General features: G+C 61.2%; 19 protein-coding genes. 15 read left to right on the forward strand and 4 right to left on the reverse strand.

All coding sequences use genetic code 11. The features are described from left to right. The first annotated feature begins 46 nt into the window (after positions 1-46). From N4J17_RS07625 to N4J17_RS07645, 5 genes are read left to right on the forward strand one after another with little or no spacing between them, the layout of a single operon-like run. Positions 47-988 (forward strand): LysR family transcriptional regulator, encoded by a 942-nt coding sequence (locus N4J17_RS07625; protein ID WP_198322724.1) that lies wholly within the window; start codon positions 47-49, stop codon positions 986-988. Between the two features lie 57 nt (positions 989-1,045). After that, complete coding sequence (locus N4J17_RS07630) at positions 1,046-1,234, forward strand: hypothetical protein (protein ID WP_198322725.1); 189 nt, start codon at positions 1,046-1,048, stop codon at positions 1,232-1,234. A 3-nt stretch (positions 1,235-1,237) separates the two neighbouring features. Continuing rightward, positions 1,238-1,738, forward strand: coding sequence for a CYTH domain-containing protein (locus N4J17_RS07635; RefSeq protein WP_198322726.1), 501 nt, complete (start codon positions 1,238-1,240; stop codon positions 1,736-1,738). After that, positions 1,735-2,304, forward strand: coding sequence for an SRPBCC family protein (locus N4J17_RS07640; protein ID WP_198322727.1), 570 nt, complete (start codon positions 1,735-1,737; stop codon positions 2,302-2,304). Before N4J17_RS07635 ends, N4J17_RS07640 begins: the two co-directional genes overlap by 4 nt. Continuing rightward, positions 2,301-2,885: a CPBP family intramembrane glutamic endopeptidase gene (locus N4J17_RS07645; RefSeq protein WP_198322728.1), complete on the forward strand. Its 585-nt coding sequence runs from the start codon at positions 2,301-2,303 to the stop codon at positions 2,883-2,885. Before N4J17_RS07640 ends, N4J17_RS07645 begins: the two co-directional genes overlap by 4 nt. Before the next feature lie 6 nt (positions 2,886-2,891). Here N4J17_RS07645 and galE read toward each other — a convergent pair whose 3' ends face one another. Genes galE through N4J17_RS07660 form a run of 3 tightly spaced genes read right to left on the reverse strand, consistent with a single transcriptional unit; the run spans position 2,892 to position 5,450 of the window. Further along, positions 2,892-3,887 carry a UDP-glucose 4-epimerase GalE gene (galE, locus tag N4J17_RS07650; RefSeq protein ID WP_232470419.1) on the reverse strand — a complete coding sequence of 332 codons (996 nt, stop codon included), beginning with the start codon at positions 3,885-3,887 and terminating at the stop codon, positions 2,892-2,894. Next, the gene (mobB, locus tag N4J17_RS07655) at positions 3,884-4,435 is read right to left on the reverse strand and encodes a molybdopterin-guanine dinucleotide biosynthesis protein B (protein WP_198322729.1); all 552 of its coding nucleotides are present in this window, start codon (positions 4,433-4,435) and stop codon (positions 3,884-3,886) included. The genes galE and mobB overlap by 4 nt, the downstream gene beginning before the upstream one ends. Positions 4,436-4,439: 4 nt before the next feature. Further along, a complete protein-coding gene (locus N4J17_RS07660) occupies positions 4,440-5,450 on the reverse strand; it encodes an NAD-dependent epimerase (protein ID WP_198322730.1) in 1,011 nt (336 codons plus the stop codon). A 278-nt stretch (positions 5,451-5,728) separates the two neighbouring features. On the opposite strand from N4J17_RS07660, the gene phoU reads away from it, so the two are divergent. The 7 genes from phoU (at position 5,729) to N4J17_RS07695 (ending at position 11,998) form a co-directional block, all read left to right on the forward strand. Beyond that, a complete protein-coding gene (gene phoU, locus N4J17_RS07665; RefSeq protein ID WP_198322731.1) occupies positions 5,729-6,457 on the forward strand; it encodes a phosphate signaling complex protein PhoU in 729 nt (242 codons plus the stop codon). An 86-nt stretch (positions 6,458-6,543) separates the two neighbouring features. Continuing rightward, entirely contained in the window at positions 6,544-8,844 is a 2,301-nt protein-coding gene (gene bamA, locus N4J17_RS07670; protein WP_370525860.1) for an outer membrane protein assembly factor BamA, read from the forward strand. Positions 8,845-9,001: 157 nt separating this feature from the next. Then, positions 9,002-9,508 carry an OmpH family outer membrane protein gene (locus N4J17_RS07675; protein ID WP_198322733.1) on the forward strand — a complete coding sequence of 169 codons (507 nt, stop codon included), beginning with the start codon at positions 9,002-9,004 and terminating at the stop codon, positions 9,506-9,508. Between the two features lie 50 nt (positions 9,509-9,558). Then, on the forward strand, positions 9,559-9,999 hold the full coding sequence (fabZ, locus tag N4J17_RS07680) for a 3-hydroxyacyl-ACP dehydratase FabZ (RefSeq protein ID WP_198322734.1): 441 nt from the start codon (positions 9,559-9,561) through the stop codon (positions 9,997-9,999). Then, on the forward strand, positions 9,996-10,766 hold the full coding sequence (gene lpxA / locus N4J17_RS07685; RefSeq protein ID WP_232470420.1) for an acyl-ACP--UDP-N-acetylglucosamine O-acyltransferase: 771 nt from the start codon (positions 9,996-9,998) through the stop codon (positions 10,764-10,766). The genes fabZ and lpxA overlap by 4 nt, the downstream gene beginning before the upstream one ends. Before the next feature lie 21 nt (positions 10,767-10,787). Further along, positions 10,788-11,366 (forward strand): ribonuclease HII, encoded by a 579-nt coding sequence (locus N4J17_RS07690; protein WP_198322736.1) that lies wholly within the window; start codon positions 10,788-10,790, stop codon positions 11,364-11,366. Further along, a complete protein-coding gene (locus tag N4J17_RS07695; RefSeq protein WP_198322737.1) occupies positions 11,363-11,998 on the forward strand; it encodes an MOSC domain-containing protein in 636 nt (211 codons plus the stop codon). The genes N4J17_RS07690 and N4J17_RS07695 overlap by 4 nt, the downstream gene beginning before the upstream one ends. A 3-nt stretch (positions 11,999-12,001) precedes the next feature. On the opposite strand, the gene queF is transcribed toward N4J17_RS07695, so the two are convergent. Continuing rightward, positions 12,002-12,391 carry a preQ(1) synthase gene (gene queF / locus N4J17_RS07700; protein WP_198322796.1) on the reverse strand — a complete coding sequence of 130 codons (390 nt, stop codon included), beginning with the start codon at positions 12,389-12,391 and terminating at the stop codon, positions 12,002-12,004. Positions 12,392-12,532: 141 nt separating this feature from the next. On the opposite strand from queF, the gene smc reads away from it, so the two are divergent. Genes smc through ligA form a run of 3 tightly spaced genes read left to right on the forward strand, consistent with a single transcriptional unit; the run spans position 12,533 to position 18,791 of the window. Continuing rightward, entirely contained in the window at positions 12,533-16,042 is a 3,510-nt protein-coding gene (smc, locus tag N4J17_RS07705) for a chromosome segregation protein SMC (protein WP_198322738.1), read from the forward strand. 8 nt (positions 16,043-16,050) lie between these two features. Further along, a complete protein-coding gene (locus tag N4J17_RS07710; protein WP_198322739.1) occupies positions 16,051-16,773 on the forward strand; it encodes a cell division protein ZipA C-terminal FtsZ-binding domain-containing protein in 723 nt (240 codons plus the stop codon). After that, a complete protein-coding gene (gene ligA / locus N4J17_RS07715) occupies positions 16,770-18,791 on the forward strand; it encodes an NAD-dependent DNA ligase LigA (RefSeq protein ID WP_198322740.1) in 2,022 nt (673 codons plus the stop codon). The genes N4J17_RS07710 and ligA overlap by 4 nt, the downstream gene beginning before the upstream one ends. The last annotated feature ends 259 nt before the right edge of the window (positions 18,792-19,050 follow it).

Here is a 19,050-nt window from a genome sequence, read left to right on the forward strand (position 1 = left end):
AATTTACGAATTGTTTCAATAAATAGAACTTTAGTCGGGACGGGACATGGACAAACTCACGAGCATGGTCGTATTCACCAAGGTCGCGAAAGCGGGAAGCTTCGCGGCTGCCGCCAAGGAACTGGGGCTGTCGCGGGCTATGGCGACCAAGCATGTGATGCAGCTCGAAAACAGCCTCGGGGTCCGGCTCCTGAACCGGACTACGCGTCACTTGAGCCTGACCGAAGTCGGCATGGTCTATCTGGATCGCTGTTTGCAGATCCTGGACGACCTGGAAGAAACCGAGCTGGCCGTGACACGTCTACAGACGGAGCCTCGAGGGACGCTCAAGCTCAATGCGACGCCCTTTTTCGGCGCCTACCATCTGGCGCCGGCGATCGCGGCTTACCTGGAGATCTATCCGGACGTCAACGTCGAGCTGGTGCTACAGGCGGGTTATGTCGACCTGGTCGAAGAAGGTTTCGATCTCGCCATTCACCTGGACGAGCTGCGGGACTCCAGCCTGATCGCCCGCAAACTGGGTACTTCCCAGCGAATTGTCTGCGGCGCGCCGACCTATTTCGAGAAACGCGGCGTGCCCCAGACCCCGGAGGACCTCAAGAAGCACAATTGCCTGAGCAATTCCAGCATGCCGCCGCGCGACCAGTGGCAATTCGTCTCGCAGGACGGCAAGTCGACGGTCATCAAGGTCTCCGGCACGCTGGAGGCGAACTCGGCGGATGCCCTGCGCATGGCGGCGATCAGCGGTCTGGGTTTGGTCCTGCTGCCGACTTATATGGTCGGCCAGGACATCTACAAGGGTCGGCTCCAGGCGGTATTGACCGATTACGTGCCGGCGGCGGCGGACATTCATGCCGTTTACCCGCACCGCAAGCATTTGTCGGCCAAGGTGCGCACTTTCGTGGACTTCCTCCACGAGCGGTTTCATCCCACGCCCTACTGGGAAGAGTGGATGCATCCTGCAAGCGGGGAAATCGGCGGCCAATGAACCCTGAAGGCGGCAAAGAGTGAGAGGTTTTTGCCCAGCGGTGGGCGAGGAGTGGTGATGGACGAGCATGATCGTCTGGTGGCGGCCCTGAAAGACATCATCGTCCTGTTTTCCCTCATGGCGGCGGTAGGTTCCGTCTACCACGGAAATTGGCTCGCCGGGGGCGGATATTCAGGGCTGGCGCTGTTGTTCTTTAACGAGAAGCAGCTGCGCCGTTGGTGGCGTGGCAGGCAGGGAAGGCGGTGAACTATGGGGTTTGAAATCGAAAGGAAGTTTCTGGTGCGTGGCGACGGCTGGCGTAAGGCGGTGAGCGATTCCATGCGTATCTGCCAGGGCTATCTGAATGACGAACAACGCTGTTCGGTGCGGGTCCGGATCAGCGGTGATAGGGCCTGGCTCAACATCAAGAGCGCTACGATCGGAGCCCAGCGGCACGAATATGAATACGAGATACCAGTCGCCGACGGCGAATCCATGCTCGAGGAGCTGAGCTGCAAGCCGCTGATCGAAAAGGTGCGCTATTTCGTCCCGGTGGCTGGCAGGGTGTGGGAGGTCGATGTGTTCGAAGGAGAGAACGCAGGACTCGTGGTGGCCGAACTCGAGCTCGACCATCCCGAGGAAGCTTTCGAGCTGCCGGAATGGGCGGGCGAGGAGGTCACCCACGACGCGCGCTATTACAACACCTGTCTCTCTGCGCTGCCCTTCAGCCGTTGGTCTCAAGAGGAGCGGTACCCGGCTTCCCGAGAATGACTACGCTCCTGCTCCTCGTGGGGTTTGTGCTGCTGGCGCTGGGTGTTCTCGTCGTGGCCGGCACGCGCCTGCCTAAAACCCATCGAGCGGCGAGCCGGATCCGGCTGCCGGCGACCCCGGAGCGGGTCTGGGAAATCATCACCGATTTCGAGGGTTTTCCGCGATGGAGGCCGGGCCTCGCCGTCGTGGATCGGGCACCGGACGTCGATGGCTTTCCCAGTTGGGATGAAGTGTGTGCAATGGGGGCGAAGGTACGGTTCCGGGTGTTGGAAGCCGTGCCTCCCTCGCGCCTGGTCACCTGTCTGGCGGGCGAACATCTGCCATTGCGGGGGATTTGGGTGTACGAACTGGAAGCGGACGGCGATGCAGGGACGGTTCTGACGATCACCGAGCGGGACAGCATTTTCCATCCGGCCTTCCGGTTTTTCGTGCGTTATGTCTTGTCCTATCACGGTGTCATGGACGTATTCCTGCTCGCCCTGGCACGGCACCTGGACAGTCCGGCGAAGCCCGAACACCTGAGTCTTCGGGTGGAAGACCCGGATGCCGGCGGGGTGGAGACGTGAGCACGCCTCACGGCGGTTTTCTCAAGTTCGCGGTCGTGTTCGAAGGCGGCTTGCTGCTGCTGGCGTTCGGCTTCGGCGGACTGGCGGGGATCGATCCGGTCGCTACGCTACGTTTCGACCTGGACGGACTGGTCTACGGGCTGGCCGGAACCTTGCCGCTATGCCTGATATTCCAGTGGTCCTATAGCACCCACGTCGCCAGCCTGAGGGAAATCAAACAGGTGCTGGTGGATCGCCTGGGGCCTTTTCTCGCGGCCTGTGGCATGGCGGACCTGCTGTTCCTCGGCTTCCTCGCCGGTGTCACCGAAGAAATCCTGTTCCGGGGATTTCTCCAGCCCTGGTTCGAAGCCAACTGGGGCTGGCTGGGCGGCCTGGTCTTCAGCAACCTGGTGTTCGCCCTGGTCCATTGGGTTTCCCCTTTGTACGCCCTGCTGGCCGGCCTGACCGGCATTTACCTCGGTTTCGCCCTGGATGTCGGCGGCGAACGCAATCTGCTCGTTCCCATTCTGATCCACTCGCTTTACGACACCATCGCATTCCGGGCAGTGGTCGCCAGTTACCGGGCCGGATTTTCCCGTTGACGGACCTCAGGCGCCGTCCCGGGCGGCGAGCTTGCGCTCCCATTCGAGGGAAGTCCGCACGATCAGTTCGATGTCGTCGTAACGTGGCGTCCATCCCAGGATTTCGCGGATGCGTCCCACGCCGGCAACTAGGCGTGGCGGGTCTCCGGGCCGGCGCGGTCGCTCTTCGACCCTGATGGGAGTACCGTTGACGCGGTTCATGGTGTCGATGATCTCCCTCACGCTGTAGCCGTGGCCGTAGCCGCAGTTGAGCGTCTTGGATTCGCCGCCAGTGCGCAAATAGGCGAGGGCGGCGACATGGGCATCGGCCAGGTCCGATACGTGGATGTAATCGCGGATGCCAGTGCCGTCCGGTGTCGGATAATCGGTACCGAAGATGCACAGGCGATCGCGTTTGCCGGTGGCGACCTCGGCGGCGACCTTGATCAGCAACGTGGCCTTGGCGGTACTTTGGCCGATCCGCCCTTCCGGATCGCAACCCGCCACGTTGAAATAGCGCAGCACCACATGGCGCAAGGGGCTGGCGGCGGACAGGTCGCGCAGCATGATTTCGCTCATCAGTTTGGAGCTGCCGTAAGGGTTGATCGGCGCAAGCGGCGAAGTTTCCAGCGCAAATTCGCCCTCCGGGATGCCGTAGACGGCCGCGGTCGAGGAAAAGATGAAATGGCTGACCCCGGCCTTCTGGCAGGATTCCAGCAGAGTGCGAGTTTTGCAGGTGTTGTTGCCGTAATACTTCAGCGGGTTTTCGACCGATTCGGGCACGATGGTGTGGGCGGCGAAATGCATGACGGCCTCGACCTCGTAGTCGCGCATGATCTTGTCCAGCAGGGCGCCGTCGCCGGTGTCGCCTTCGATGAAGTCGCCGTACAGGACGGCATCGCGGAAGCCGGTCGACAGGTTATCCAGCACGACCAGGCGTTCGCCCGCCTCGCCCAGGGTTTTGACGACATGGCTGCCGATATAGCCGGCGCCACCGGTGACGAGTATGCCTTTGCGTTTCATGGGATACAGGGTCTCAGGGGTTGGTTCGAACCGCTGCGCAGCCGCAGCCAGTCCAGGATGAAATCGGCGATCTGGCGCGGATCGTTGAGATCGAGCCGCGGAATCGGGAGGCAATCACCGGGTTTTGGATCCTCCGTCGCCAGGGCGATGATCGAGTCGTCGTCCGGAAACAGCAGGGGTTTGCCCAGGGCAGGACGGTGCAGCTCGATCTTGGGGTAGTGTTCGTGCTTGAACCCTTCCACCAGGATGAGGTCCAGGCCGGAGTCTTCCAGGTGTGCGAGCTCCTCGGCGAGGCTGGGCTCCTGAGGAGTCTCGCGTTCCATGATGATGGCCCGGCGTTTCGATGAAGTGATCATCACCGGCGTAGCGCCGGCAGCGCGCAGTTCGAAACTGTCCTTGCCGGGGTGATCCACGTCGAAGCTGTGGTGGCTGTGCTTGATGGCACCGACCTTCAGGCCTGTTTGTTTCAGGAGGGGGATAAGCTGCTTCAACAAGGTCGTTTTTCCAGTGCCGCTGAAGGCGGCGAAGCCCAGAACTGGTGTAGCCATCAGTTCAGCGGACGCCGTAATAATCCCGGTACCACTCGACGAAGCGCGCGATGCCGGTTTCGATCGGGGTTGCCGGCCGATAACCGGTATCGCGCATCAGATCGTCCACGTCGGCATAGGTGTCGGGCACGTCGCCGTCCTGCATGGGCAGCAGGTTCATTTCGGCCTTGCGTCCGAGACAGCGCTCAAGCACCTCGATGAAGCGCAAAAGCTCGACCGGCTCGTTGTTGCCGATGTTGTACAGCCGGTAGGGGGCCCGGCTGGTGCCGGGGTCGGGGTGATCGCCGCGCCATGCCGGATCGGGCGTGGCGACTTTGTCCAGGGTCTGCACCACGCCTTCCACGATGTCGTCGATATAGGTGAAATCCCGCCGGTGATGGCCGTAGTTGTAGACGTCGATCGGCTGCCCCGCCAGGATGCTGCGAGTGAACTTGAACAGCGCCATGTCAGGCCGCCCCCACGGACCGTAGACCGTGAAGAATCGCAAGCCGGTGGTGGGAAGCCCGAACAAATGGCTGTAGGTATGGGCCATCAGTTCATTGGCTTTCTTGGTTGCGGCGTAGAGGCTGACCGGATGGTCGACGTTGTGATGTACCGAAAACGGCATGGCGGTGTTGGCACCGTAAACCGAACTGGACGATGCGTAGACCAGATGCTCCACTTCATGGTGGCGGCAGGCTTCTAGGACGTTGCAGAAGCCGACCATATTGGCGTCGACGTAGGCGCGCGGATTTAGCAGGGAATATCGCACACCGGCCTGGGCCGCCAGGTTAACCACACGCTCGGGACGGTGTTGGGTGAACGTCGCGAACAGCTCCTCGCGCTCCTCCAAAGCGATGCGCACCTCGGTGAAACCGGGGCGGGCGCGAAGCCGGTCGAGGCGCGCTTCTTTGAGGCTGACGTCGTAGTAATCGTTGACATTGTCTATCCCGATGACTTCATCGCCCCGGTCCAGCAGCGCGTGTGCGAGGTGCGATCCGATGAAACCGGCGGTGCCGGTGACCAGTATTTTCATATCTTCCGCCCGCAGCGATATGGCCGGTGCCGCGTTAATGAAAACGTCATATTTTCAGAAGCCTCCGGATTTTGCAGGTATTGTAGAGGGGGCATGCCGGGTGGAAGGCAAGAATGGAGTCCGAGTTTCAGCGGAAGGCCCCGATTCTATAGGATAGCCGTGAATTTCCGGAAGATTGGGATACGCTCCATGTCTCGTCGTCTTTTACCTCGCCAGCCGAGTTGGTAGAATCGTTGCCCATTCGTCCGCAGTTCCGCCATCCGAGACAGGCTCCAGCCATGCCGTCCTTCGTCGACCCTGAGCACTCGCATCAGCATACATCCAAACAGTTCGACCACGAATTGCTGGACATTCGCAGCCGGGTTCTGACCTTGGGCGGGCTGGTGGAAGAGCAGGTGGCTTTGGCGGTCAGGTCGCTGCTGGAAGGCAACGCCGAACTTGCCGAACGTGTCATCGCGGACGACTACAAAGTCAATACGATGGAAGTCTCCATCGACGACGAATGCACCCAGATCCTCGCCCGGCGCCAGCCGACCGCTCGGGACTTGAGGCTGGTCGTGGTCGTCATCAAGACCATCACCGATCTGGAGCGGATCGGCGACGAGGCGAAACGGATCGCGCGCCACGCCCTGGACATGGTCGGACATTTTCCCCGCAAGAACCAGCTTTCCGAGATTGAGGAATTGGCCAGACATGTGCGTAACCTTCTGCGCAGCGCTCTGGACTCCTTTGCGCGCATCGATGTGGATGCCGCCCTCCGCGTGGTGCAGGACGACCGTCTTGCGGATCGCGAGTACGAAACCATTCTGCGTCAGCAGATTACTTACATGATGGAAGATCCCCGCACCATTCCCGTTTCTCTCAACATCATGTGGTCGGCGCGGGCCCTTGAGCGCGTCGGCGATCGCGCCTGCAACATCGGCGAATACGTCATCTACTACGCCAAAGGGAAGATAATCCGGCATATCAGCCTCGAACAACTCGAGGAAGATCTGCGAAGCGAATGACCGACGGGTTCCAAAGTTCTGCATGCCCCATATCAAAGCTTCCGGCCAGGCCCTTGAACGATAGTTTTGCTGCATTTTCAGGAGCGGTGAAATCCGTGCGCCGCCTGCGCGCGTGGCTGCTGATCCTGGCTTGGCCTTCCGTGCTGTTTGCGTTCGAGCCATTCGTTATCCGGGATATCCGGATCGAAGGGCTGCAACGGATTTCAGAGGGTACGGTGTTCAACTACCTGCCGGTGCGGGAAGGTGACACTCTTGACGAGAAGCAGTCGGCAGAGGTGATCAGGGCACTGTTCAAGACGGGGTTTTTCAAGGACGTCCGATTGGACGAGGATGACGGCAGGTTGATCATCTACGTCGAAGAGCGTCCTTCCATTGCCAGTGTAAAGATCGATGGCAACCACGACATCGGCAGCGAAGATCTGTTGAAGGCGCTCAAGGGAATCGGGCTGGCGGAGGGAAAGGTATTCGACCGGCAGATTCTCGACAAGGTCGAACAGGAGCTGCGGCGCCAGTATTACAGTCGCGGCAAATACAGCCTTAAAATCGATTCCCAGGTGACGGAGCTTCCCCGCAACCGCGTCGCGGTGAATATCAACATCGCCGAGGGCCGCGTGGCTCGTATAAAACAAATCAATATCATCGGCAATAACGCTTTCAGTGATGAAGAACTGACCCAGGATTTCGAGCTGAGTACCTCCAATCTGCTGTCTTTCTATACCAAGGACGATCAGTACTCCAAGCAGAAATTGTCGGCCGATCTGGAGCGGCTGCGCTCCTATTATCTCGATCGGGGGTACATCAATTTCGAAATCGAGTCCACCCAGGTCTCGATCACGCCCAACAAAAAAGAAATATATATCACCATCAACGTCAAGGAGGGCGATGTCTTCAAGGTGGAGCAGGTCAAGCTGACCGGCAAGACCATTGTGCCGCCCGAACAACTGGTCCCCCTGGTGCGTATCGGACCGGAGGACATTTTTTCCAGGAAATTGGCGACGGAAACCCAGAAGGGCATTTCCGACCGTCTCGGCGAGGAGGGCTATATCTTCGCCAACGTTAACATGGTGCCCGACATCAATCAGGAGAAGAAAACCGTAAACATCACTTTCTTCGTCGATCCGGGCAAACAGGTTTACGTGAGGCGGATCAATTTCCAGGGTAATACCAAAACGCGTGACGAGGTGCTGCGCAGGGAAATGCGGCAGATGGAGGCAGCCTGGGCGTCGACCACGAAGATCGAGCGATCCAAGACCAGGCTCGAGCGTCTCGGCTATTTCCAGGACGTCAACGTTGAGACGCCCGCGGTGCCGGGGACGACGGACCAGATCGACGTCAACTACAGTGTCACCGAAAAGTCCTCCGGCAATCTGACGGCGGGTGTGGGATATTCCCAGTTCCAGGGCATCATCTTCAACGCAGCGGTGACCCAGGACAACATCTTCGGCAGCGGTAAGCGTGTCAGTTTCAATTTCAACAACAGCCAGATCAATACGATCTATGCGCTGGGATATTTCAACCCTTACGCTACGCTGGATGGTATCAGTAGTGGGTTCGATATCAGCTATCGTGATACCAATACGGGTTATTCGAATTATGTCGCCAACTATATCACCAACGTGTTCCAGGTGGGCGGCAACTGGGGCCTGCCCATCGGCGAGTTCGACAGCATTCGGACCAACCTCGACTACAGCAATACCAAGCTCAAGACGACATCCCAGTCATCCGATCAAATCAGAGCGTTCATCACCGACCACGGTAGCGAATATTCGACCTATTCGTCTTCACTGGGTTGGACTCACGATACCCTGAATCGCGCGATATTCGCAACCAGCGGTGGTGCGCAGCGGCTGAGCGGGCTGTTTGCGCTGCCGTTCAGTACCCTGCAGTATTACAAGGCGAACGTGCGGCTGGAGCAGTATTTCCCTCTGGCCCAGGATCTGACGCTGTGGCTGAACGGTGATTTTGGCTATGGGGGCGGCTACGGCAGTGGCGGCAACAGCGTTCTTCCGTTCTGGGAGCATTTTTACGCCGGCGGCCCGAATTCCGTGCGCGGGTACCAGCCGAACTCGCTGGGCCCCAGGGATAGCCGAGGCTTTGCTTTTGGCGGCAACAGCAAACTGACCGGTTCGGTGGAGTTGTTGTTCCCCGTGCCCTTCGCCGGCGAGAAACTGAAGAGCGTCCGTTTGGGGACCTTTGTCGACGGCGGGAATGTGTTCGCGAACTCGCCCCAGCTTTCCGATCTGCGTTTTTCGACGGGCATTTCTGCCAAGTGGCTGTCGCCCTTCGGTGCACTGATGTTCTCGATCGCTCAGCCGCTCAACTCCCAGAGCGGGGACCGCATTCAGCATTTTCAATTCAATTTCGGTTCCGGATTCCAGGGCATGTGAGCCCGTGTCTCGGGCAGGGGTGGTTATTTTTGTATAATGCGCTGGGTTTCCCGGCGTCTGCGCAAGCCTGGCCAAAAGCCCCTTGCGGCTTGGTGGCGGCAGGTTCCCGAATCGGCGGCATTTCAGTCCCGGTCAACATTCATCATCGGAGAGGAATATGGTACGGAAAGTTCTATTGCCTTTGCTCATGTCGGCGGCGGCCTTTGCCGAACCCAGCGCAGCGGACGTCAAGATCGGCTTCGTCAATGTGGGGCGGTTGCTGGAGAAAGCGCCCCAGGCCGAAGCCGCCAAGAAGGAGCTGGAACGGGAATTCTCCGCCAGGGATAAGAAACTGGTCGCGGAGCAGAAAGAGATCAAGGCTCTGGAAGAGCGCCTGACGAAAGGCGGGGAGATCACCAAGGAGCAGGAGCGCGATCTGATGAACCGCAAGCGCGAAGCCAAGCGGGCGCAGGACGAATTCCGGGAGGATTTCAACTTGCGGAGGAACGAGGAACTGGCGCAGCTTCAGAAGGAAATCTTCGAGGCGATCCAGTCGCTCGCCAAGGAAGAAGGGTTCGATTTGTTGCTGACCGATGGCGTGGTGTACGCGGCGGAAAGCATCGACGTGACGGATAAAGTGGAAAAGAAGCTCGTTGCAAGCTACCGTCCGTCGGGCAAGAAATAGTCCGGATTCGGGTTGCTGGCCTGACGACGAAACCCGAGAAGGAAAAAGTATTGGATATTCAAGCGATCAAGGACTTTTTGCCTCATCGTTACCCATTTCTTCTGGTCGATCGAGTGCTGGAGTGCGAGCCTGGAAACCGGCTGCTCGCCATAAAAAATGTCACCTATAACGAGCCGTTCTTTCAGGGGCATTTCCCGCATGTGCCCATCATGCCGGGAGTGCTGATCATCGAGGCGCTGGCGCAGACGACCGGCCTGCTCGCCTCGGAGACGGCGCCCGATGTGCTCGGAAAAGGGGCGACTTACTATCTGGTCGGGCTCGACAAAGTGCGTTTCAAGCGCCCCGTCGTGCCGGGCGACCAGCTTCGGCTCGAGGCGACGTATCTGCGCCATAAGCGGAACATCTGGGCATTCTCCTGTCGTGCCGATGTCGAAGGCGAGTTCGTGGCCAGCGCCGAGATCATGTGTGCAGCGGCGGAGCAGGGCTCTTGATCCACCCGACGGCGATCGTTGATCCGGCGGCGGAGATTGGGGAAGGCGTCGAAATCGGTGCCTATTCCATCGTCGGTAGCGGCGTCAGTATCGGCTCGGGTACGGTCATAGGGCCGCATGTGGTCATTCAGGGCGCTACCCGGATCGGCAACGACAATCGTATTTTCCAGTTCGCTTCGGTCGGCGAGGATCCGCAGGACAAAAAGTACCGCGGTGAACCGACCGCGCTGGAAATCGGCGACCGGAACGTCATACGCGAGTTCGCGACTCTCCATCGCGGCACGGTGCAGGATAAGGGGGTCACTCGCATCGGTGATGACAACCTCTTCATGGCCTATACCCATGTGGCCCATGACTGTGTGATCGGAAACCGGGTCATCATGGCCAACGCCGCTTCTCTGGCGGGCCATGTGAGGGTGGATGACGACGCCATCCTCGGCGGCTTCTCCCTGGTTCACCAGTTCTGCCGGATAGGACAGCACAGCTTCTCAGCCATGGGCAGCGTGATTTCCCGCGACGTCCCCCCCTACGTGATGGTGGGCGGGCGGCCGACCAAGCCGCACGGCATCAATGCGGTCGGGCTGGAGCGGAACGGCTTCGATTCCGTGGCGATCAGGCAGATCAAGAAAGCCTACAAAATCGTCTACAAGACCGGCTTCAAACTCGAAGAGGCGATCCGCCTGCTGGAGGAAATGAGCGAGGATGGACCTGAGGTTGCCTGCATGGTGGATTTTCTGAGGGCGAAGGGCCGCAGTATCATCCGCTGAGTGCCGGGATGAAGGTGGAGCATGCGTCGGATTGCGGGCATCGACGAGGTGGGGCGCGGTTGTATCGCGGGCCCGGTGATCGCGGCGGCAGTGATATTCGCTCCCGGCCAGGACACCGCCGGCTTCACTGATTCGAAGCGGCTGAGTGCCGAGCGCAGACGGGTTTTGGCTAGCCGCATCCGCTCCGAGTCCTTGGCGTGGGCAGTGGGGCGCGCAGAAGTGTCCGAAATCGACCGGCTCAACATCCTCCGGGCCACTCATTTGGCCATGTGCCGAGCGGTTGCCGCTCTGCCCGTTTCGCCGGATTGGATCAAGGTGGACGGTAACCGTTATCCCCCCTTGGATTGTCCAGGCGAGGCCGTGATCGGTGGGGATGCGTCGGTGGCCGAGATCGCGGCCGCATCGATTCTCGCCAAGGTCTTCAGAGATCGGGAAATGCAGGTGCTGGATCGGCTGTGTCCGGGCTATGCGCTGGGGGTGCACAAGGGTTATCCCACCCGGCTGCACGTCGATCGTTTGTCCAGTTTGGGCGTGAGTGTCTCTCACCGGCGCAGCTTTGGGCCGGTGCGGGAAGTCATCGACCGGAGTTCGGCTCCATGAACATCGTAGCGATCAGCATCGGCAGCGAGCGCCAGATCGAACATGCCGGCCGCCGGGTCGGGACGGGCATTTACAAGATGCCCGTCGATCGTCCCGTCAGGGTCGGAGTGGCTGGCATCGAGGGCGACATACAGGTCGACCGGGAAAACCATGGAGGACCCGACAAGGCAGTTTACGCCTACAGCGCCGATAACTACGGCTACTGGCAGAAGGACCTCGGGATCGAGGCTCTGCCCTACGGTTATTTCGGGGAGAATCTGACCCTCGCCGGCGGCGGCGATGACGAAGTGCACATAGGCGACGAGTTCCGGGTAGGACCGGTGCGGTTCCAGGTGACGCAGCCACGGGTCCCCTGTTTCAAGCTCGGCGTCAAGGTGGGCGATAATACCTTTCCCAAACGCTTCCTCGTCTCCGGCCGGGTGGGCTTCTACCTGAGGGTGCTGGAGGAAGGGGAACTCCGGGTCGGCGACCGGCTGGTGCGTACGGCAGTGGCCCCTGGAGGTGTCAGCGTGCGCGAGGCCATGCTGGCCCAGATAAAAGGGCCGAGGCAACAGGAAGTCATTTTGAGGCTGCTGAGACTGGATGCGCTGTCCGAGTCCTGGCGCGAAAGCCTGCGCGAAAAACTGGGATGACGCTCAGGGCAGGGCAACCGGGGCCGCCGGTTCCCAGCCTGGCGCGCGCCGTTCCGCGACCACGGTGGTGTAAATTCCACCGCGCACGTTGAATCTCGCAGTGACGCGCATGAACCGAGGACGCAAGGCGCGGTCCAGGTCGTCCAGAATGGCATTGGTCACGGCTTCGTGAAAAGCCCCTTCGTTCCGGAACGACCAAATGTACAGTTTGAGCGATTTGAGTTCGACACACTGCCGGTCCGGCACGTATTCCAGCAGGATCGTCGCGAAGTCCGGCTGGCCGGTCTTGGGGCACAGGCAGGTGAACTCGGGAACTTCGATGCGGATCGTGTAGTCGTGTTCCGGACGGGGGTTGTCGAAGGTTTCCAGGGTTTTGCTGGGTCGGGAAGGCATCGGGCGGTATTCGTGCATTGCTGTGGTGCATCCGGTGCCGCCCACTCGGGCAGGTGCCGGCGTTGGTCTGTATAATAGCCGGTTTGCCCTGCCACGAACAATTCGCCGCCCCGCTGCCGGAGGCGAGCGTCCTGAATCCCCATGCGACTGGAAAAGCTCAAGATCGCCGGTTTCAAGTCCTTCGTGGATCCGACGACCATACCCTTGCCGGGAAACCTGGTGGGGGTGGTGGGCCCGAACGGCTGCGGCAAGTCGAATGTCATCGATGCGGTGCGCTGGGTCATGGGGGAAAGTTCGGCGCGTCATCTGCGCGGCGAAACTATGACGGACGTCATCTTCAACGGTTCCAGTACCCGGAAGCCGGCGAGTCAGGCATCGGTGGAACTGGTCTTCGACAATTCTTCCGGGCGCGCCGGCGGCGAATTCGCCAAATATCAGCAGATCGCCATCCGGCGCCAAGTGGCCCGCGATGGGCAGTCGAGTTATTTCCTGAACGGCGCGCGCTGCCGGCGCAAGGACATCACCGATCTGTTCCTGGGCACCGGCCTGGGGGCACGCAGCTACGCCATCATCGAGCAAGGCACGATTTCCCGGCTGATCGAGGCGAAGCCGGAGGAAATGCGCGAAATCATCGAAGAGGCGGCCGGCATTTCCAAATACAAGGAGCGCAGGCACGAAACCGAGCAACGGATGCGCCATACCCGCGAGAACCTCGAGCGCCTGGCCGATTTGCGCGAGGAAGTCGGGCGGCAGTTGGGGCATCTGCAGCGTCAGGCCAGGAAAGCGGAGAAATTCATAGCCCTGCGCGACGAGGAACGCCGGCTCAAGCTCGAACTGCTCGGGCTGCGCTGGCGCACCTTGGAACGGCAGCTCGATCGGCTCAGGTGTGACCTGGAGGCGTCGGAGGAAAGGTTCCGGCGACTCAGTGGCGAGGAGCATGCCTGCCAGATTCAGCTGGAGGAGCTGGGGCGGCGGCGCGGCGTCGCCCAGGAAAAACTCGATGCCCAACAGGGGCGATTCTACGAACTGGGTGCGGAAATCAGCCGCCTGGACCAGTTCATTCGCCATACCCAGAAGTCGAGGGATGACCTGATTCAGGAACGGGAGCGGGTGGAGGCCGAATTACGGAAAGTCGAATCCGACCTCGACCAAGACTGTCACCGGCTCGAGGCGATGCGAGCAGAGGCGGCCGAACTCGTGGAAACCCTGGCGTCGTTGGAGCGGGAGGTTGCGGAAGCGGCGTCGGTTCGCCAAGCCGCGGAAGCGAAGTTGAAGGCGCATCGCGAAGGCTGGGAAACGTTGGCCGGCGATCAGCACAGACTCGAAGGACAGGCGGCTTTGTTGCGTTCGCGGTTGCAGCAGCTGCGGGAGCAGGAGCATCTGCTCGGCGGACGGCGCCAGCGTCTGTTGCAGCAGCAGTCGGAGCTGGAGAACGCGCTCGCCGGTCTCGACGTGCAGTCCCTCCGCGCGGAGGTGGGCGGCCTCGATGCGGAGCGGGAAGAGATGCTGGGAACGGCCGAAGCATTGGCAGGAGCGGCGGAGCAACAGCGCGAACGGCTGCGTTTCGTGCGGGAGCATCTGGACCAGATTCGCGCCGGTCTGCATGCCTTGCAGGGGAAGGTCGCTTCGCTCGAGACGCTGCAGCGCCATGCGATGGGGCGCGACCGCGGCGCCCTGGAGGCACTGCTCGAAGCATGGCAACTCTCCGGCGCCGACCGCCTGGGTGAGAAGATCGAAGTGGCGCCCGGTTGGGAGAATGCCGTGGAGACGGTACTGGGGGTGCACCTCGAAGCGGTGTGTGTCGACAGTCTGGCGCCTTACACTGCAAACCTTCTGGCTCAGGAGTTGGGGGAGTCTCTGGCGTTATGCGAATATCGGACAGGGGAGGGCGTCAAAAGGTCCGGCGGCCAGCGTCTGTTGGACCAAGTCCGCGCGCCCCTCGCGCTCGAAGGGCTGCTGGGCGCGATTTATTGCGCGTCCGATCCGGCGGAGGCGGTGGAGCGGGCGCGTTCGCTGCAACCGCATGAGTCCGTGGTGACGCCGGACGGAATCCGTATCGGGAAAGGCTGGATGCTGATGCAGAAGCCGGATGCCGGGCATGCCGGGACCCTCGCCCGTGAGCGGGAGCTGCGCGAATGCAGGCGGCGAGTCGAAGAGATGGAAGCGCAGTGCCGGCGTCTGGAAAAGGAGGCCGCGGAGGCCGAGATAGAGCTGCGGGATCTGGAGTCGGCATGGCGCGAGACCAGAAAAAAGGCGGACGATCTTTCCGCTCGGCTTTCCCGCGCGAGATCGGAGTTGGCGGCGGCCGAGGCCAGAAGCGAACAATGGGGTCATCGTCTGGTTCAGCTCGGCCATGAGCTGGACGAATTGGCCGACCAGGGCGTGCAACTGGCTGAGCAGCGAGCCGAGGCCGAGGAGGCTTTGCAGGCGGCCGAGCGTGAATCGCTACGGTTGCAGGATACGGCGGCGCAGCGGATGGAAGAGCGGCAAGTGCTGGAGGAGGCATTCGCCGCTGCCGAAGCGGCGGAGAAGGCGCTGCACGAGGACGTTCGCGTGCTCCGCAGCCGGACAGTCATGCTCGAATCGAACGAAGCCTTGACCCGTTCCCATGTGCAACGGTTGGAACAGCAGCATGGCCAGACCGCGGACCGGCTCACCGCCATCGTCCGGCGGCTGGAGGAGTCGCTGACACCGCTGGCAGACGAACGATTGCATCTGGAGGCGCTGACGGAGGAGCGCGCCGTCCTGGAGGCCGAAATGGCGCGTCAGCGCCGGCGGTTCAGCGAACTCGAATCGGACATACGGCGCGTCCTGGGTGAACGGCAGCGCGCGGAACATGAGCTTGCGGCCTTGCGGGAAGGCATCGGCCAGATCAAGCTGGCCTGGCAGGCCGCCGAAGTCCGCCGCCAGGGGATCGAGGAACAGTTTGCAGAACTCGGAGCGGCGCCGGCGGCAGTCGTGGCGGGTTTGCCGGAAGATGCCGAGGAAAGCGCCTGGCAGGCATCCGTCACCCGCCTGGCGGACGAGATCGACAGGCTCGGGCCGGTCAATCTCACAGCGATGCAGGAATATCAGGAGCAGGAGGAGCGCCAGCGCTATCTGGAGGAGCAGAACCGCGATCTCACCGAGTCGCTGGCGACGCTGGAGCAGGCCATCGAAAAGATCGACCGCGAATGCCGGGCCAGGTTCAAGGAGACCTTTGAGAAGATTAATGCCGGTTTTCAGCGCATGTTCCCCAAGCTTTTCGGCGGTGGCAAAGCTGCTCTCGAGCTCACGGAAAACAACCTGCTGATCGCCGGTGTGAGCGTGATGGCCCAGCCGCCCGGCAAGCGCAACAGCTCGATCCATCTCCTCTCCGGGGGGGAAAAGGCGCTGACCGCGGCAGCCCTGGTGTTCTCCATCTTCGAATTGAACCCCGCTCCTTTCTGTCTGCTGGACGAGGTGGACGCTCCATTGGACGATGCCAACGTCGGACGGTTCAGTCAGTTGGTGAAAGAAATGTCCGAGAAAGTACAATTTCTCTTCATCACCCATAACAAAGCCACAATGGAAATCGCTCAATATCTGGCCGGGGTCACCATGCGGGAACCCGGCGTGTCGCGCATCGTGGCGGTGGACATCGATGCGGCGGTTGAACTGGCTTCGGTTTGAGGGACGAAATGGATAGAGATACGGTTCGAATCATCATTCTGGTCGCAGGCGTGCTGGTGATTGCCGGGATTTATGTCTGGGGCCGTTACAAACGAACGATCCTCGATATGCTGGAGCGGTCCAGCGAATTCGGCGTCTTCGAGAAGGAGGAAGGTGCCGGGGAGTCGCGTTGGTCGTCCACGGAGGCGGAAGTGGACTTCGTTGGAGCAGCGAGAGAGTCGGCAGCGGCCGCCGACGAAACAGCGGCAGGCGTGAAGGCGAATGAGCTCCCGCGGGAGGCGGACGAAGAACCGCCAACCGGCGCTTCGCGCGCGTTGGGAGCGCCGTTTCTCATTCAGCTCAGCGTCGTCAAGGGCGGCGGTGGCCGGTTCTCCGGCGAGCGCCTGCGCGATGCCCTGATCGATCTTGATCTCGTGTACGGCGAAATGGGGATTTTCCACCGCTACGACAGCGCTTATCGCGAGCCTCTGTTCAGCGTGGCCAGTCTGGTCGAGCCCGGCACTTTTCCCGTGAACGACATGGAGAATTTCCGCACCCCCGGCGTCGTCTTCTTTTTCCAGCCGGCCAAGGTGCCGGACCCCCTGGAGGTTTTCGATGACCTCGTGGATACCTGTCGGGGGCTGGCGAGTGCGCTGGATGGCAGGGTGCTGGACGAACACCGGGCGGAGCTCACCGAGTCACGGGTGATCGAAATGCGCGAGATTCTGGCGGATGCGTGTGAACAGCCGTGAGCGCTCCTGCCGAAGTCATCGAAAAAGTACGTAAGCTGCGCGAAGAAATCGAGTTTCATAACGTTCGTTACTACCGACTCGACGATCCCCTCATCACGGATGCCGAGTACGACCGTCTGATGGCCGAACTGCTCGCCATCGAAGCCCAGTATCCTGAACTCGTCACTCCCGATTCGCCCACTCAACGGGTGGGCGCCCCCCCCGTCGAGGCCTTCGCCGAGGTCCGCCACGAAGTGCCCATGCTGTCGCTGGAGAACGCTTTCAGCGAGGAGGATCTCGCCGCGTTCGACCGGCGGGTGCGCAAGGAGCTGTCACAGGACATGCTCGAATACGTCGCGGAGCCGAAGCTCGATGGCCTCGCCGTCAATCTCCTCTACCAGGACGGTATTCTGGTCAGGGCCGCCACCCGCGGCGACGGCGAAGTCGGCGAGGATGTGACGCACAACGTCCGGGCGATCCGGGCGATCCCCCTGCGGCTGAAGGGCGAAGACTTCCCGGCCCATTTCGAGGCACGAGGGGAAGTGTTCATGCCCAAGCGCGGATTCCTCGCTCTCAACGAGCGCGCCCGCCGCAGCGGAGAGAAAACATTCGTGAATCCGCGCAATGCGGCGGCGGGCAGCCTGCGCCAGCTCGATGCCCGGATCACGGCGTCGCGTCCCTTGTCCTTTTATGCCTATGGCATCGGTGCGTTTCCCGACGACAAACTGCCCGCCACCCAGCATGAACTCCTCGAATCCCTGCAACGCTGGGGTTTGCCGGTTTCTCCGGAGTTTCGCGTCGTTCGGGGAGCGGCCGGCTGCCTCGAGTACTACCGCTCATTGAGGGAGCGTCGCCACGACCTCCCTTACGATATCGACGGCGTCGTGTACAAGGTTGACGACTTGAAATTCCAGGCGGCGCTGGGATTCGTCTCGCGTGCCCCCCGCTGGGCCATCGCCCACAAATTTCCCGCCGAGGAGGCGAGAACGCGGGTCTTGGGCATCGACGTGCAGGTCGGGCGTACTGGCGTGCTGACTCCGGTGGCAAGGCTGGAACCGGTGTTTGTCGGGGGGGTCACCATCACCAATGCGACGCTGCACAACGCCGACGAGATCCGCAGGAAGGATGTGAGGCCGGGGGACACCGTGATCGTCAGGCGCGCCGGCGACGTCATTCCGGAAATCGTCCGGGTTGTTCCGGAGCTGCGGGTGCCGGGGACGGAGCCATTTCGGATGCCGGAAGTCTGTCCCGAATGTGGTTCCGCTGTGGAAACGGAGCCGGGCGAGGCGTTGGCCCGTTGCAGCGGCGGCTTGTACTGTCCCGCCCAGCACAAGGAGTCGATCAAGCATTTCGCTTCCCGGCGGGCGATGGATATCGAAGGTCTGGGCGACAAACTGGTGGACCAGCTGGTGGACAGAAAGCTGATCGCAACAGTGGCGGATCTTTACCGCCTGAACCTGGACCAGCTTGCGGGGCTGGACCGGATGGGGGAGAAATCCGCGGCCAATCTGCTGGCTGCGCTGGAGCGCAGCAAGCGCACCACGCTGGCGCGTTTCCTTTATGCGCTCGGCATCCGCGATGTCGGTGAGGTGACGGCCAAGGCGCTTGCGGAGCATTTCGGTTCCCTCGAGGCGTTGATGGAGGCCACGGAAGAAGAGCTTCTGGCGGTCGCCGATGTAGGCCCGGTGGTGAGCGGCCATATCCGGCTGTTTTTTGCTCAACCCCACAACCGGGAGGTGATCGCGCAACTGCTGGCGTGCGGTGTGAGTTGGGAGAGGCCGGCCCCGACCGAACGGAAGCTGCCGCTGCAAGGCATGGTGTTCGTGCTCACGGGGACGCTGGCCTCGATGAGCCGGGACGAAGCGCGTGCCCGGCTCGAAGCGCTGGGGGCGAAAGTCACCGGCAGCGTCTCCAGGAACACCAGTTTCGTCGTGGCCGGTTCGGACCCCGGTTCGAAGTTGGACAAGGCAGCCGAACTCGGCGTCCCCGTGTTGGACGAGAAGGGCTTCCTGGCTCTGCTCGAGCGAGGGCGGCCATAATTTTCGCCGCTTTGGGCAGGGCGTCTTCCGTCCGAAAGCGGTCTTCCCTGTCATTTCCCGTGGCTGAGCATCGTCGGTTCGTTCTGCCATCCGCCTGACAATTTCCCGTGCTTTCGCCCGCGCTCCTCCCCGGCTTTTCCGAGGGATTCGCCCCATAGTTTTGCCAACCCGGGTCTTGGTTGCAGAGCGTGTCGCCCGCGTTTGTCCCGACGCGATCAAACGGCAAAAAATCATCTTCAAACAAGGCGGTGAGTTTTTT

It is taken from the genome of Methylococcus capsulatus, assembly GCF_036864975.1.
Lineage (GTDB): Bacteria > Pseudomonadota > Gammaproteobacteria > Methylococcales > Methylococcaceae > Methylococcus.

What these genes read in the sequence shown, in the direction of transcription:
- N4J17_RS07625 (WP_198322724.1), top strand. Translation starts at nt 47, where the DNA reads ATGGACAAACTCACGAGCATGGTCGTATTCACCAAGGTCGCGAAAGCG.
- N4J17_RS07630 (WP_198322725.1), top strand. Translation starts at nt 1,046, where the DNA reads ATGGACGAGCATGATCGTCTGGTGGCGGCCCTGAAAGACATCATCGTC.
- N4J17_RS07635 (WP_198322726.1), top strand. Translation starts at nt 1,238, where the DNA reads ATGGGGTTTGAAATCGAAAGGAAGTTTCTGGTGCGTGGCGACGGCTGG.
- N4J17_RS07640 (WP_198322727.1), top strand. Translation starts at nt 1,735, where the DNA reads ATGACTACGCTCCTGCTCCTCGTGGGGTTTGTGCTGCTGGCGCTGGGT.
- galE (WP_232470419.1), bottom strand. Translation starts at nt 3,887, where the DNA reads ATGAAACGCAAAGGCATACTCGTCACCGGTGGCGCCGGCTATATCGGC.
- mobB (WP_198322729.1), bottom strand. Translation starts at nt 4,435, where the DNA reads ATGGCTACACCAGTTCTGGGCTTCGCCGCCTTCAGCGGCACTGGAAAA.
- N4J17_RS07660 (WP_198322730.1), bottom strand. Translation starts at nt 5,450, where the DNA reads ATGAAAATACTGGTCACCGGCACCGCCGGTTTCATCGGATCGCACCTC.
- phoU (WP_198322731.1), top strand. Translation starts at nt 5,729, where the DNA reads ATGCCGTCCTTCGTCGACCCTGAGCACTCGCATCAGCATACATCCAAA.
- N4J17_RS07675 (WP_198322733.1), top strand. Translation starts at nt 9,002, where the DNA reads ATGGTACGGAAAGTTCTATTGCCTTTGCTCATGTCGGCGGCGGCCTTT.
- N4J17_RS07690 (WP_198322736.1), top strand. Translation starts at nt 10,788, where the DNA reads ATGCGTCGGATTGCGGGCATCGACGAGGTGGGGCGCGGTTGTATCGCG.
- N4J17_RS07695 (WP_198322737.1), top strand. Translation starts at nt 11,363, where the DNA reads ATGAACATCGTAGCGATCAGCATCGGCAGCGAGCGCCAGATCGAACAT.
- queF (WP_198322796.1), bottom strand. Translation starts at nt 12,391, where the DNA reads ATGCCTTCCCGACCCAGCAAAACCCTGGAAACCTTCGACAACCCCCGT.
- smc (WP_198322738.1), top strand. Translation starts at nt 12,533, where the DNA reads ATGCGACTGGAAAAGCTCAAGATCGCCGGTTTCAAGTCCTTCGTGGAT.
- N4J17_RS07710 (WP_198322739.1), top strand. Translation starts at nt 16,051, where the DNA reads ATGGATAGAGATACGGTTCGAATCATCATTCTGGTCGCAGGCGTGCTG.